Raw genomic sequence first — 13,253 nt, 5'->3', positions numbered from 1 at the left:
CGGCCGCCGGGGCAGGGACCGCGAAACCGTGTGGGCGAGGGCCGCCTTCTGCGTGATGATCGTCCCATGGCAGACAGGCATGAGCAGGCACGAGCGCAGGCGCAGGGCGAGATCCGGGACGAGGTCCGGGACCGGGCGGGGGACGGGATACGGGACGGTGAGCCGGACCGCGAAACGGCTGCACGGTTCCGGCGGATCGCCGCCTGGCGCCGGGCCGAGCGGAGCCTTTGGCGGCCGCCCGTCGACCGGACGCTCGGCGAGCAACTTGCCGACCTGGGCGCGTACGCCGGTTCCGTGGCCGATCTGGACCGGCCTGCGGACATCTACGGCGACGGGATCGTCGCCGTACTGGAGCAGCGCATCGCCGATCTGCTCGGAATGGAGTCCGCGGCCTTCTTCCCGACCGGAACGATGGCTCAGCAGGTCGCGCTGCGCTGCTGGGCGGGGCGCACCGGCAGCCCGACCGTGGCACTGCACCCGCTCTCGCATCCGGAGGTGCACGAGCGCGGTGCTCTGGGGGCGGTGAGCGGGCTGCGTACCGTCCACCCGACGTCCGAGCCGCGGCTGCCCACCGCGCAGGAGATCCGCGACTTCGCCGAACCTTTCGGCACGCTGATGCTGGAGCTGCCGTTGCGCGACGCCGGTTTCGTACTGCCGGAGTGGGAGGAGCTGGAGGCCGTGGTGGCGGCCGCCCGCGAACGCGATGCAGTGGTGCACTTCGACGGCGCGCGACTGTGGGAGTGCGCCCCCCGCTTCGGGCGCGGGCTGCCGGAGATCGCAGCGCTCGCGGACAGCGTGTATGTGTCGTTCTACAAGACGCTCGGCGGACTGTCCGGAGCCGCGCTCGCCGGTCCGGAGTCCCTGATCGAGGAGGCCCGCACCTGGCGCCACCGGTACGGCGGCCAGCTCTACCAGCAGTTCCCGGCGGCGCTCTCGGCGCTGGTCGGCCTGGACCGGGAGCTGCCGAAGCTGTCCTCCTACGTGGCGCAGGCGAAGGTGGTGGCCGGCGCCCTGGCCGAGGGCTTTACGGAGTCCGCTGTTCCGTGGTTCCGGGTACATCCGGAACCGCCGCACACGCACCAGTTCCAGGTATGGCTGCCGTACGGGGCGGAGGCCCTGACCGAGGCGGCGGTACGGCAGGCGGAGGAGACGGGCGTCGCGCTCTTCCGCAGGTGGCACCCGGCTTCGGCGGGACCGCCCGGGATGTCCTACACGGAGGTCACGGTGTCGGAGGCGGGGCTGGAGTGGACCGCGCGGGATGTGCGGGTGGCGGTGGGGGAGTTCGTGAAGCGACTGGGTTAGCGGGGGCACCGGGGCCGTCCGGCGGCCGCCCTGTCCTCAAGTGCCGGGGCGGCTGGAGTTGCCCGGCGGGGTGGAGTTGTCCGGCGGGGCGGAGTGGTGGCCGTGGGTGAACAGTTCTCGTAGTGCCGTGCGCCGGCGGCGGCGTGCCCGGAGGCCCGCTGTCACCGCGTCGAAGCGGCGCCGGTCGCGTACGTCCCGTACCACCGCCCAGTCGTGCCGGCCGGGCAGCGGCGGCGGCAGTTCCCCGTGCTGGGCTGCGCGATAGCTGTCGATCATGTGCTGCTGAATGGCGTCCATGAACTCAGCGTGGGCCGGTCCCGGCGGTCCCGCGCGACGATTGACGACCACCGTCAAATGGCGCCTGACGCCTTCGCCGCACCCCGCACTATTGAGGGGTGAGCGTGAACATCGACATCGCGGGACTGCCGCCCGAGCGCATCGTCTTCGAGACCTCGCCCCTCGCCGAGCTGGGGCTGGCTCTGCATGCGCTCTCCGAGCCGGGGCACCATCCCGGACTTCACGGCTGGGCGACGGCGACCGCCGCCTCGTTGGAGCCCGACCTGGCCGACCGGCTGCACGAGGCCGAGTTCCTGTGGCGCAACACGTTCTCCGACGTCTTCATGCCGTTCGCCGGGGTGCGCGGCGGGGACGGCCGGACCGGGGCGACGCTCGCCGAGGATCTGGACATCCTCGACCGGCTCGACGACGAACGGTTCGTCGCCGCCGCCCTGGAGTTCACCTGCGCCAGCCTGTACGGGACCGGCGCACCCTCCCCGCTCAGCGACCCTCTGATGCGCGCCCGCGCACTGGACATGGCGGCGGCGCGCGGTCCGCGGCAGGTGGAGTTCACCCGGCAGTTGCTGGCCGACCCGGTCCCCGTACGCCGCTGGGTCCGGCGTCTCTTCGAGGACTGCGACGAGGCGTTCTTCGCGGACACCTGGCGGCGGGTCCAGGTCCAGCTGGTCGCCGACGCCCGGCACAAGACGGATCTGCTGCGGCGCAAGGGGGCCGGTGAGGCGTTGGGCGCGGTGTCCGCCGCACTCTCGCTCGACGAGGGCGCGTGCAGGATCAGCGCCGACAAGATGACGGAGGGCTCGACCACCGCGACCGACCCGGCCGTCGGCCCCGGGCTCACGCTCATCCCGACCAGCTTCGGCTGGCCACATCTGATGGTGCTGCACGCGCCGGGCTGGCGCCCGGTGATCCACTATCCGGTGCGCCGCCCCGAACTGCCCTCCCCCGCCTCCGTCGAAATGCTCCAGCTGCGGCTGGAGGCGCTGGCCCACCCCATGCGGATGCGGCTGTGCCGCAACCTCGCCCGTTCTCCGTACACGACCGGTGAGCTCGCCGACTCGCACAGCATCACGCCGCCCGAGGTCTCCCGGCATCTTTCGGTACTGAAGAAGGCCGGTCTGGTCACCACGCGGCGGCGCGGCCGGTACGTACTGCACCAGCTGGACCTGACGGTGGTGGCCCGGCTCGGCAGCGACTTCCTGGAGGGCGTGCTGCGGTGAGGTGACCGGCGCGCGCTTGTCAGCCCGCCCCGCCTCCGCCGGCCCGCACCAGCCCCGTCTCGTACGCGAGCACGACGACCTGCACCCGGTCGCGCAGGTTCAGCTTGGTGAGGATGCGGCCGACGTGCGTCTTGACCGTCGCCTCGGAGAGCACCAGCCGCGCCGCGATCTCGCCGTTCGACATGCCCTGCGCGACCAGCAGCATCACTTCGCGTTCGCGTTCGGTGAGCTTGCCGATGTCCTTGTGCTTGGGTTCGTCGGTGCTGCTCGGCAGCATGGACGAGAAGCGGTCGAGCAGCCGCCGGGTGGTGGACGGGGCGACGACCGCGTCGCCGCTGTGCACCGAACGGATCGCGCCGAGCAGTTCGGCCGGCGGCACGTCCTTGAGCATGAAACCGCTGGCCCCGGCCTTCAGACCGGAGAAGGCGTATTCGTCCAGGTCGAACGTGGTCAGGATGAGCACCTTGGGCGCATCGGGCCGGGCGCAGATGCGCCGGGTCGCCTCGACACCGTCCAGCCTCGGCATGCGCACGTCCATCAGCACCACGTCGACGGCGGTGGAGCGAAGGTTCTCGATCGCCTCTGCGCCGTCGCCGGCCTCGGCGACGACCTCCATGTCCGGCTGCGCCGCGAGCACCATCCGGAAGCCGGTGCGCAGCAGTACCTGGTCGTCGACGAGCATCACGCGGATCGCCATGAGGGTCCTTGTCTCCTGTTCCTGTCCAGCAAGGGCAGTGGGCTAGTGGGCGGGCTTGAGCGGCAGCAGTGCGCTGATCCGGAAGCCGCCACCGGGCCGCGGACCGGCGTCCAGCGTGCCGCCGACCATGCCGACCCGCTCGCGCATACCGATCATCCCGTGACCTGCGCCGTCGGCGCCGCCGTCCTCGTACAGTTCGTGCGCCGCGCCCCGGCCGTCGTCCTCGACCAGCAGACCGAGCCCGTCGTCGAAGTAGACCAGCCGCACGCTGGCCCCGGCATCCGGGCCGCCGTGCTTGCGGGTGTTGGTCAGGGCTTCCTGCACGATGCGGTACGCCGTCAGCTCGACGCCGCTGGGCAGCGGGCGCGGCGTGCCCTCGATCTTGAAGTCCACCGCCAGACCGGTCCGGCGGACCTGCTCGATCAGGTCCTCGATCTGCCCGACATCGGGCTGCGGGACGTACTCCCCGCTCTCCTGGCTGTCGCCGGTGCGCAGCACGCCGAGCAGCCGGCGCATCTCGGCGAGGGCCTGCCTGCCGGTGCTGGAGATGGTCTCCAGGGCCTGCCGGGCCTGGTCGGGCGCCGCGTCCATCACGTACGCCGCCCCGTCGGCCTGCACCACCATCACCGAGACGTTGTGCGCGACGACATCGTGCAGTTCGCGGGCGATACGGGCCCGCTCGGCGGCCACGGCGACCTTCGACTGCGCCTCGCGCTCCCGCTCCAGCCGGGCGGCCCGCTCCTCCAGCTGACTGAAGTACGCCCGCCGGGTCCGCATCGAGTCGCCGAGCACCCAGGCGAGGACGAACGGCACGGTCATGACGACGACGACAAAGACATCCTGGACCCAGCCGCCCCGGGTGTCGTTGGGCCAGCGCAGCTGCGAGAGACCGGCCGCGCACAGGCTGCAGACCAGTGCGAGCCGTGAGGCCCATCGCTCGCCGACCGTGGCCACCGTGAAGGTGATCACCAGCATGGCGAAGTTCGCGACGTTCGGCCTGACGTCGAGGATCAGCTGCGCGACGCCCGCCGCGACGGCGAGCAGCAGCATCTTCTCCGGCGCCCTGCGGCGCAGCGCGACGACCAGGCAGAGGCCGATGGCGACCGGCACGGCAGCCAGCCGCGGTGTGCCGCGGCCCTGGTCGCCCACGACGGACACGCCGGAGAGCCCGAGGAGGACGACAGCCCAGAAGATGTCGACGCCCGTCGGGTGTCTGCGGATGAAGTCGTAGAGGCGCTGCACGTAACCCAGCGTAGGGACAGGCGGCAGGTGGGTGGGTCAGCCGGAGGGCCGATCCGGTTCCAGGGACCGTACTCCCCAAGGTGGAGACTTGGCCCCGTGACGGATGAGTGGCGTGGGTGGCAGGAGGCGGCCGAGGCCGCTTTGTACGGGGACGGGGGGTTCTACCGGAGCTTCGAAGGGCCGGCCGGACACTTCCGTACGTCCGTGCACGCGTCTCCGCTGTTCGCCGCCGCCGTGGCCCGGCTGCTGGTCAGGACGGCGCGGGAGCTGGGGACGGACGCGGTCGACCTGGTGGATCTGGGGGCCGGGCGGGGAGAGCTGGTGACGGGGGTGCTCGCGGCGCTGCCCGGCCTCGCCCCGGCGGGGCTTTCGGTACGGGCGTACGCCGTGGAGATCGCCGGCCGGCCGGCCGGCCTGGACCCCCGGATCGAGTGGTGCGCCGAGCCGCCGCCGGGGGCGCGGGGGCTGCTCTTCGCCAACGAGTGGCTGGACAACGTCCCGACGCCGGTCGCGGAGACCGATGCGGACGGCATCGACCGCTATGTCCTCGTCAGGACGGCGGACGGCGCGGAGCGGCTGGGTGAACCGGTGACCGGGGCGGACGCCGCCTGGCTGCGGCGCTGGTGGCCGTCGGCCGGGCCGGGCAGCCGCGCGGAGATCGGCCGGCCGCGCGACGAGGCGTGGGCGCGGGCGGTCTCCACCCTGTCCGCAGGGCTCGCGGTGGCTGTCGACTACGCCCACGTACGGGAGGCGCGGCCGCCGTTCGGCACGCTGACCGGCTTCCGGGCGGGGCGCGAGGTGCGGCCGGTGCCGGACGGCAGTTGCGACCTCACCTCGCATGTGGCGCTGGACGCGTGCGCGGCGGCCGGGACCGTGGGCGGCGAGGAGCCCGAGGTGGTGGATCAGCGGGAGGCGCTGCGGGGGCTGGGTATCAGCGGGGAGCGACCGTCGCTCGCCCTGGCCTCGACCGATCCGGCGGGATACGTGCGCGCGCTCGCGTCGGCGGGTGAGGCGGCTGAGCTGACCGCGCGGGGCGGGCTCGGCGACTTCGGCTGGCTGCTGCAACGGGTGACACGGCGGCCGTATCCGGCGGGCTCGTCCGGCACGACCGGCCCGTCCGGCGATTGAGTGCATCTTTCTGCCCGCCCGGTGTCGCGGACCGGGGTCCGGGGCGGGAAGGGGCGCGTAGGGGACGGGCCCCCGGCAGGCGCCCCACCCCGCACCACCCCCGGCGCTCAGGGAATACTGGCCGTATGACGGAGACGACAGTCGGCATCGGCGGCGCGGCGGAGAGCACCGACATGGTGCTCAACATCGGGCCCCAGCACCCCTCGACCCACGGCGTGCTCCGTCTGCGGATCGTCCTCGACGGCGAGCGGATCCAGCACGCCGAGCCGGTCATCGGCTATATGCACCGCGGCGCGGAGAAGCTCTTCGAGGCCCGCGACTACCGGCAGATCGTGATGCTCGCCAACCGCCACGACTGGCTGTCGGCGTTCTCCAACGAGCTGGGCGTCGTGATGGCCGTCGAGCGGATGCTCGGCATGGAGGTCCCGGAGCGCGCGGTCTGGACGCGGACCCTGCTCGCCGAGCTGAACCGGGTGCTGAACCATCTGATGTTCCTCGGTTCGTACCCGCTCGAACTGGGCGGTATCACCCCGGTGTTCTACGCCTTCCGGGAGCGCGAGGAGCTCCAGGCCGTGATGGAGGAGGTCTCCGGCGGCCGGATGCACTACATGTTCAACCGGGTCGGCGGCCTCAAGGAGGACCTCCCGGCGGGCTGGCTGGGCCGCGCGCGGGACGCCGTCGCGTCGGTCCGCTCGCGGATGGACGTGTACGACAGGCTGGTGCTCGGCAACGAGATCTTCCGGGGCCGAACCCGCGGTGTCGGTGTGCTGTCCGCCGAGACCGTGCACGCGTACGGGGTGTCCGGTCCGATCGCCCGCGCCTCCGGGGTCGACTTCGATCTGCGGCGCGACGAGCCGTACCTCGCGTACGGGGAGCTGCAGGACACCCTCAAGGTCGTCACCCGCACCGAGGGCGACTGCCTGGCCCGGTTCGAATGCCTGCTGGAACAGACCCACAACGCGCTGGAGCTGGCGGACGCCTGCCTGGACCGGATGGCCGACCTGGCGCCCGGTCCGATCAACCAGCGGCTCCCCAAGGTGCTCAAGGCCCCCGAGGGCCACACCTACGCCTGGACCGAGAACCCGCTCGGCATCAACGGCTACTACCTGGTGTCCAAGGGCGAGAAGACCCCGTACCGGCTGAAGCTCCGCTCCGCCTCGTACAACAACATCCAGGCGATCACCGAGCTGCTGCCGGGGACGCTCGTCGCCGACATGGTGGCGATCCTGGGCTCGCTGTTCTTCGTGGTCGGCGACATCGACAAGTAGCCGGCAGGGCCACGGGACCGCTGCCGCCGACCCGTTACGAGATCTGCCGCCCGCTACGAGACGGCGCTGCGCAGTCCGGCGACGTCCAGCTGTTCGGTCTCGTCGTGCGCCGTCAGGTCGATGACCTTGCCGACCGTGCGGTTCTCGGCCGTGCCCGTGCGGTGCGCGGCCAGCGCCTCCTCGCCGACCACGTCCGCGAGGTCCTCGTTCTGCACGGACTCGATCGCGGCGTGCGCCTTCTGCGTACCGAAGAAGTCGAAGCTTCCCTGCGGCACCGGATGACGGCGGGACGCGGCGTAGGGAACGACCGCACTGGCGGCCGGGACCGTGCGCGGCGCCGGGAGCACCGTCGACGGGCGGCGGGCCGGGGGCAGGGCGGCCTGCGGGCGGCGCTGCTCGGTGCCCGGTGCCGCGGTCGCCGCATGCTTCCCCTGCGGCTCCTCGGCCTCCCGGGCGCGCTCCTCCAGGTCGCGCTTCCTGGCCTGCTCGGCGGTGCGGCGGGCCTCCTGGAGCGCGGCGTTGCGGCTGAGGTCCTGCAGGGCCTGGGCGGCCCGCAGATACGCGGCCGGCGTAGGCGTGGAGCGGGCGGTGGGCAGCTCCCGGGGCGTGGCGGCCGCTTCGATCGCGAGCTGCCTGCGGCCCTCCAGCGCGCTGGCCCGCTCGGTCTCGGCGTTGGCATACCGGCGCAGCAGTGCGGCGTGCTCACCGCGCAGACCGGCGAGCTCCACGCGCTTGCGGCGAAGCTTCGTCTCGAGCCGGACGCGCAGCGTCCGCGACTCGTCGAGGTCGGCCTCGAGCTCCGCTATGCGCTCCTCGGTCTTCCATTCGTCGCTGGCACGGGCGCGCGTCAGATCCGCGACGCGGCGGCCCGCTTCCCGGTCCCAGGCGCGCATCAGATACGCCCCGGTGACGGCGGCGGCCGCCGCGGCGGCGACCAGCGCGCGCAGGACCAGGGGTTCGGCGAGAAGCCAGGCACCCGCCGCACAGACGACTGCCGCTCCGGCGACGACCGAAGGAGGAAGGATTCTGTGCAGAGGTGGCGAATGGCGATGACGTCCACGTGGCATGGCCTGAAATTTACCGTGCGTAGGGGTCACTTGGGAGGCCGCCCGGCAATCTGTTCCCCGGCAGTTACCTGACGGGCTTACCGGCGGCCTCCTAAGTCGTCATCTGCTACTTCTTGATCAGGCCTTTCGACTGCAGATAGTCCTTGGCCACATCGGCGGGCTTGGCACGCTCGGCGTCGACCTTGCGGTTCAGTTCCGCGAGGTCCTCCGTGGTGAGCACCTTGGTGAGCTTGCCGAGTGCATCGGCAATGTCCGGTGCGCCGGCGTCCTTGGCATTGAGAACCGGAAGGACGTTGTCCGCGTTCTGGAGGTTCTTGTCGTCGTCCAGGAACACCAGGCCGTAGCTGTCCAGCACCGCGTCCGTGGTGGTGGTGAGGACCAGCTGGTCCTTGCCGTCCTTCACGGCCTGCTTGGCCTGCGGGGTACCGACTCCCTTGGGGTCGATACCGGTGACATCAATGCCGTACGTCTTCTTCAGACCCGGTGCGCAGAACGGCCGCACCTCGCACTCGTCACCCGCCGCGATCTTCACCCTCAGCTTGGATGCGCCGAGGTCCGAAAGAGTCTTCAGCTTGTTCTTGTCGGCGAATTCCTTGGTCACCGCGAAGGCGTTCTGGTCGACGGCGTCACCGGCCGGAAGCACCTTCAGTCCGCGCGGGGTGGCGAGCTTCTCCAGCGCGGCGACGGTGGCCGCCGAATCCCCGGAGGCAACCGGCTTCTCCTCGGCCGCCTTCGCCCCGTTCACCTTGGCGTTGAGGAATTCGGCGATCGTCGCGGCGTATTCCGGTACAACGTCGATCTCGCCCTTCTCCAGGGACGGCTCGTACAGTTCCCGGTTCTTCACGGTGGTGACCGAGGTGCTGTATCCGGCGTCGCCGAGAATCTGCGCGTACAGCTCTGCGACCACCTTGGACTCGGTGAAGGCGGCGGCGCCGACGACGAGTGAGCCCTTCTTCCCGGAATCACCGGACGCGGCGGAACCACCCTTGTCCTTCTCCAGGCTGTCGCCGCCGCAGGCTGCGAGCGAGCCGGCCAGCACGACCATGCCGATGACCGCGCCCGCTATGCGCGAGGTCTTGCTCATGTTGTTCTCCGTCCACAGCAACAGGGCTGTTTGCGAGGTGCGTTGGGCATATGAATGGGATCAGCTGATCAGGCGGTCCGCCGGCGGCGGAGCGGCGACAGGGCCCGGTCCAGCCCCACCAGCACCGCCTCGACGAGCAGGGCGAGCACGGCGACGAGCAGCGCGCCCGCGACCACCTGCGGTGTGTTGTACGTGTTGAATCCGGCGGTGATGATCCGGCCGAGACCGCCCTGGCCGACCATCGCGGCGATCGTGGCCGTGGCGACGACCTGGACCGCCGCCGAGCGCAGGCCGGTCATGATCATCGGATAGGCCAGCGGGAGCTCGACCCGTACGAAGAGCTGGCCGCCGGACATCCCCATGCCTCGCGCCGCCTCCGCCACCGACCGGTCCACCTCCGCCATCCCGACATAGGCGTTGGTCAGCAGCGGCGGCACGGCGAACAGCACCAGCGCGATGACCGTCGGCACATATCCGGCGTTGCGCAGCGGCGACACCATGAACAGGGCCAGCACCGCGAAGACCGGGATCGCCCGCCCCACATTGGAGATGTTGACGGCCAGCGCGCCCCCCTTCCCGATGTGCCCCAGATACAGGGCCAACGGCAGCGCGATCACGCAGGCCAGCGCGAGCGACACCCCGCTGACGTAAAGATGCTCGCCGAGCCGGTGACCCGCCCCGCTCTCCCCCGACCAGTTGGCGCCGGTGGTCAGCCAGGTCCAGGCCTCTCCGAGAACTCCCATGCGTCAGACCGCCTCTGCCGTAGCGCCCGTGCCCACGGCGTCGCGGGCCCTCGGTATCCGGGTCCAGGGCGTCAGCAGCCGCTGCACCCCGAGCAGCAGCAGGTCGGCGACCACCGCGAGCAGGACGCAGAGCACCGACGCGGTGAGCACCTGCGCCTTGAAGAAGCTCGGCAGGGCATCCTCGATGAGGTTGCCGAGGCCGCCTCGGCCCACGATCGATCCGACGGTCGTCAGTGCGATCGTGGATACCGTGGCGATCCGGACCCCGGCCATCAACGCGGGCAGCGCCAGCGGGAGTTCGACCTCCCACAACAGTCTCCCCGGCCCGTACCCCATGCCCTTCGCGGCTTCCTTCGCCTCCTGCGGCACCGCTTCGAGCCCGGCCAGGATGTTCCGTACGAGAATGGTCAGCGAATACAGCACAAGGCCGGTGACGACCAGCGCGGCGGAAAGTCCGAACAGCGGCAGCAGCAGCGAGAACATCGCCAGCGAAGGCACGGTGTAGAGCACCGTCGTCAGTCCGAGCACCGGTCCCGCCAGCCGCCGGCTGCGGCGCGCGAGCAGCGCCAGCGGAAATGCCACCAGGAGTCCGATCACCACCGATACCACGGTGATCCAGACGTGCTGGACGGTCGCATCGGTCAACTCCTGGCTGCGGGAGCGGAGATACTCCCCACAGATCCAGTCGTTCGCCACCAGGCAGTTCTGTCCGGCCATCCGTCCCCCCACCTCCCGTTTGCCGTGTCGGACCGATGTCTGGCGACCCTATCCTCGACCACTGACAATCGCCGAGGCCGTTGTATTCCAGCAACATGTCCTTCACAGAACACGCGCCACAATGGGGAACCATGATCCGATTCGAGCACGTCACCAAGCGGTACGCGGACGGCACGACCGCCGTCGACGATCTCTCCTTCGACGTGGCCGAGGGTGAACTGGTCACGCTCGTGGGGCCGTCGGGCTGCGGCAAGACCACCACCATGAAGATGGTGAACCGGCTGATCGAACCGACCGAGGGCCGGATATTCCTCGACGGGGACGACATATCCGCCATCGACCCCGTCCGACTGCGCCGCCGTATCGGCTATGTGATCCAGCAGGTCGGTCTCTTCCCGCACAAGACGGTGCTGGAAAACACGGCGACCGTTCCCCATCTCCTGGGCTGGAAACGGGGAAAGGGCCGGGAGCGCGCCGCCGAACTCCTCGACCTCGTGGGACTCGATCCGTCCGTTTACGGTGACCGATATCCGGACCAGCTCTCCGGCGGTCAGCGCCAACGCGTCGGAGTGGCAAGGGCACTGGCCGCGGATCCGCCGGTACTGCTGATGGACGAACCTTTCGGCGCGGTCGACCCGGTCGTCCGTGAACGCCTGCAGAACGAATTCCTCAGGCTTCAGGCGCAGGTCCGCAAAACCGTTCTCTTCGTCACCCACGACATCGAGGAAGCCGTCCGGCTCGGCGACCGGATCGCCGTCTACGGACAGGGCTCCATCGAGCAGTTCGACTCCCCGGCGACCGTACTCGGCGCACCCGCCACCCCGTACGTCGCGGACTTCGTCGGCGCGGACCGCGGTCTCAAGCGGCTCTCCGTCACCCCCATCGAGGAGAGCGACCTCGACCAGCCTCCCGTCGTGCATCTGGACGACCCGCTCTCCCGGGCGACCGAGCGGCTGCGCGCGGAAGGCGCGCGCTGGGCCGTAGTCCTGGACCGCGACGACAAACTGCACGGCTGGATCCCGGCGGGCACCGCCCCCACCGAGGCCAGGGGCACGGTCCGTGAACACGCCCGCCGCATGGAGGCCTGGCTCCCCGTCGGCGCCCCGCTCAAGCAGGCGTTCGCCACCATGCTCCAGCACGACGCGGGCTGGATAGCGGTCATCGACAAGGAGAGCACCGGCCGGTTCCTCGGGGTGCTCACCCCGGCTCGTCTCCATGAAGCGCTGCGCCGCTCGATCGACGCGGACGCCCAGGACGTGCCCCGCGCCGAGGTGGCTGTGGAAACCGTGGCGACCGTCGCCAGGACCGGCACTCGCTGAGCCGGCGACGAACGCTCAGTTCTCACTCAGCCGGCTGCTCATCCACTCCAGCGCCGAAGGGATCTCCCGCCGCCACGTGTTGAAGTTGTGCCCGCCACTGTCCAGCACGATCGACGACACCTGCGCGGGTGCCTTCACCTTCGCCATGAAGTGCCGCGTACCCCAGTAGTTCCCCTCGCCGTGCCGCGACGTGGTCACCAGGAAGGACGAGTCGGGCTGCGGCAGATGGTCCAGGCTCCACAGCAGATCGGCGCGCTCACGGGCCTGCCGGCTCCCGTGGAAGAGATCACCGGTCGTCGGGTCCTCGGCCGCCCTGTAGTACGCGGACAGACCGGCGCTGGCCGAGAACCTGTCCGGGTGGTGCAGGCCGATCTTCAGCGCGCAGTAGCCACCGGTCGAGTTGCCGATGATGCCCCAGTTCCGTGCCCGCTTCCCGATCCGGTACGCGTCCGAGACCGCCTGCGGCAGGTCCTTCGCGAAGAACGTCTCGGTCTGGGGACCACCCTTTATGTTCACGCACTCGGTGTCCCTCGGCGGCGCGACCGTCGGCCTCAGCATCACCAGAATCATCGGTTGCGCCCGGCCGGCTCTCACCCGATCGAGTGCCGTCCGCGGGTACTGAAGACCCTTCAGGAGGTTCTCCGAGGTACCCGGGTAGCCGGTGAGGACGACGACCGCGGGGAACGTCCGGCGGGCGTACTCGGGCTGGAAGTACTCCGGCGGCAGATACACATACGCCGAGCTCTCGATTCCCGACCGCCGTCCCGCGACGACCACCTTGTCGATCCGGCCGACGGCCGTGGTCCGCGATTCGCCCGGGACATCGGGCCGTTCCATCCCGACCCGGACGATGTTCTGCGATGCCGACGCCCCGGTGGCACCGTCCGCCACCACGCCCGGTTCCTGCTGCCGGCCGAAGAAATCGGCCCAGGAGCCGTAGAACTGAAAGGAGTTGTTTGCCAGCAGGCCAACCGATGCGAAGAGCATCACCTGGGTGGCCAGCAACAGGCCGACCCGGCCGAACACCGCGGACACACCGCGGCGGGCGAGCCGCGGCCAAAAACAGACCGTGGCGGCGAACAGGACGACAGCCAGCCCGATGGCCAGGGCCAGAACTGCCTTACTGGTGAGCCCCATAGTGGGTGAGCTTTCTTGTCAGGAAATTTCCGGGA

Annotated in this window: 13 protein-coding genes; 5 read left to right on the top strand and 8 right to left on the bottom strand. The window is 70.5% G+C overall.

All coding sequences use genetic code 11. The features are described 5' to 3' along the window. Positions 1-66: 66 nt before the first annotated feature. A complete protein-coding gene (locus tag OHA88_RS26180) occupies positions 67-1,302 on the top strand; it encodes a threonine aldolase family protein (RefSeq protein ID WP_328627292.1) in 1,236 nt (411 codons plus the stop codon). Between the two features lie 36 nt (positions 1,303-1,338). Here OHA88_RS26180 and OHA88_RS26175 read toward each other — a convergent pair whose 3' ends face one another. Then, positions 1,339-1,599, bottom strand: a complete 261-nt coding sequence (locus tag OHA88_RS26175; RefSeq protein WP_328627291.1) for a hypothetical protein — start codon at positions 1,597-1,599, stop codon at positions 1,339-1,341. A 104-nt stretch (positions 1,600-1,703) separates the two neighbouring features. Between OHA88_RS26175 and OHA88_RS26170 the strand changes: the two genes are divergently transcribed. Continuing rightward, positions 1,704-2,816, top strand: a complete 1,113-nt coding sequence (locus OHA88_RS26170; RefSeq protein ID WP_328629795.1) for a DUF5937 family protein — start codon at positions 1,704-1,706, stop codon at positions 2,814-2,816. A 19-nt stretch (positions 2,817-2,835) separates the two neighbouring features. Here OHA88_RS26170 and OHA88_RS26165 read toward each other — a convergent pair whose 3' ends face one another. Both OHA88_RS26165 and OHA88_RS26160 read right to left on the bottom strand, forming a co-directional pair. Then, positions 2,836-3,513, bottom strand: coding sequence for a response regulator transcription factor (locus OHA88_RS26165; RefSeq protein WP_326604460.1), 678 nt, complete (start codon positions 3,511-3,513; stop codon positions 2,836-2,838). A 42-nt stretch (positions 3,514-3,555) separates the two neighbouring features. Then, positions 3,556-4,755 (bottom strand): sensor histidine kinase, encoded by a 1,200-nt coding sequence (locus OHA88_RS26160; protein ID WP_328627290.1) that lies wholly within the window; start codon positions 4,753-4,755, stop codon positions 3,556-3,558. Positions 4,756-4,851: 96 nt separating this feature from the next. On the opposite strand from OHA88_RS26160, the gene OHA88_RS26155 reads away from it, so the two are divergent. Both OHA88_RS26155 and OHA88_RS26150 read left to right on the top strand, forming a co-directional pair. Beyond that, a complete protein-coding gene (locus OHA88_RS26155; protein ID WP_328627289.1) occupies positions 4,852-5,883 on the top strand; it encodes an SAM-dependent methyltransferase in 1,032 nt (343 codons plus the stop codon). A gap of 125 nt (positions 5,884-6,008) precedes the next feature. After that, positions 6,009-7,151 carry an NADH-quinone oxidoreductase subunit D gene (locus OHA88_RS26150; RefSeq protein WP_328627288.1) on the top strand — a complete coding sequence of 381 codons (1,143 nt, stop codon included), beginning with the start codon at positions 6,009-6,011 and terminating at the stop codon, positions 7,149-7,151. 53 nt (positions 7,152-7,204) lie between these two features. Here the strand turns inward: OHA88_RS26150 and OHA88_RS26145 are convergent, their stop codons facing one another. From OHA88_RS26145 to OHA88_RS26130, 4 genes are all read right to left on the bottom strand, one after another. Then, on the bottom strand, positions 7,205-8,218 hold the full coding sequence (locus OHA88_RS26145) for a hypothetical protein (protein ID WP_328627287.1): 1,014 nt from the start codon (positions 8,216-8,218) through the stop codon (positions 7,205-7,207). 106 nt (positions 8,219-8,324) lie between these two features. Beyond that, the gene (locus tag OHA88_RS26140; protein ID WP_328627286.1) at positions 8,325-9,302 is read right to left on the bottom strand and encodes an ABC transporter substrate-binding protein; all 978 of its coding nucleotides are present in this window, start codon (positions 9,300-9,302) and stop codon (positions 8,325-8,327) included. Positions 9,303-9,370: 68 nt separating this feature from the next. After that, positions 9,371-10,045 carry an ABC transporter permease gene (locus OHA88_RS26135; protein ID WP_326604466.1) on the bottom strand — a complete coding sequence of 225 codons (675 nt, stop codon included), beginning with the start codon at positions 10,043-10,045 and terminating at the stop codon, positions 9,371-9,373. 3 nt (positions 10,046-10,048) lie between these two features. Next, entirely contained in the window at positions 10,049-10,762 is a 714-nt protein-coding gene (locus OHA88_RS26130; RefSeq protein ID WP_328627285.1) for an ABC transporter permease, read from the bottom strand. Positions 10,763-10,893: 131 nt separating this feature from the next. Here OHA88_RS26130 and OHA88_RS26125 point away from each other — a divergent pair, with 131 nt between their 5' ends. After that, the gene (locus OHA88_RS26125) at positions 10,894-12,081 is read left to right on the top strand and encodes an ABC transporter ATP-binding protein (protein WP_328627284.1); all 1,188 of its coding nucleotides are present in this window, start codon (positions 10,894-10,896) and stop codon (positions 12,079-12,081) included. Positions 12,082-12,096: 15 nt separating this feature from the next. Here OHA88_RS26125 and OHA88_RS26120 read toward each other — a convergent pair whose 3' ends face one another. After that, on the bottom strand, positions 12,097-13,218 hold the full coding sequence (locus OHA88_RS26120) for an alpha/beta hydrolase (protein ID WP_328627283.1): 1,122 nt from the start codon (positions 13,216-13,218) through the stop codon (positions 12,097-12,099). Positions 13,219-13,253: the final 35 nt, after the last annotated feature.

Origin of the sequence: Streptomyces sp. NBC_00353, assembly GCF_036108815.1 — a bacterium.
Taxonomy (GTDB): Bacteria; Actinomycetota; Actinomycetes; order Streptomycetales; family Streptomycetaceae; genus Streptomyces.
Note: the sequence above shows the minus strand (reverse complement) of the source record. Positions and strands in the feature narration are given on the sequence as shown.

What these genes read in the sequence shown, in the direction of transcription:
- OHA88_RS26180 (WP_328627292.1), top strand. Translation starts at nt 67, where the DNA reads ATGGCAGACAGGCATGAGCAGGCACGAGCGCAGGCGCAGGGCGAGATC.
- OHA88_RS26175 (WP_328627291.1), bottom strand. Translation starts at nt 1,599, where the DNA reads ATGGACGCCATTCAGCAGCACATGATCGACAGCTATCGCGCAGCCCAG.
- OHA88_RS26165 (WP_326604460.1), bottom strand. Translation starts at nt 3,513, where the DNA reads ATGGCGATCCGCGTGATGCTCGTCGACGACCAGGTACTGCTGCGCACC.
- OHA88_RS26150 (WP_328627288.1), top strand. Translation starts at nt 6,009, where the DNA reads ATGACGGAGACGACAGTCGGCATCGGCGGCGCGGCGGAGAGCACCGAC.
- OHA88_RS26145 (WP_328627287.1), bottom strand. Translation starts at nt 8,218, where the DNA reads ATGCCACGTGGACGTCATCGCCATTCGCCACCTCTGCACAGAATCCTT.
- OHA88_RS26140 (WP_328627286.1), bottom strand. Translation starts at nt 9,302, where the DNA reads ATGAGCAAGACCTCGCGCATAGCGGGCGCGGTCATCGGCATGGTCGTG.
- OHA88_RS26135 (WP_326604466.1), bottom strand. Translation starts at nt 10,045, where the DNA reads ATGGGAGTTCTCGGAGAGGCCTGGACCTGGCTGACCACCGGCGCCAAC.
- OHA88_RS26130 (WP_328627285.1), bottom strand. Translation starts at nt 10,762, where the DNA reads ATGGCCGGACAGAACTGCCTGGTGGCGAACGACTGGATCTGTGGGGAG.
- OHA88_RS26125 (WP_328627284.1), top strand. Translation starts at nt 10,894, where the DNA reads ATGATCCGATTCGAGCACGTCACCAAGCGGTACGCGGACGGCACGACC.
- OHA88_RS26120 (WP_328627283.1), bottom strand. Translation starts at nt 13,218, where the DNA reads ATGGGGCTCACCAGTAAGGCAGTTCTGGCCCTGGCCATCGGGCTGGCT.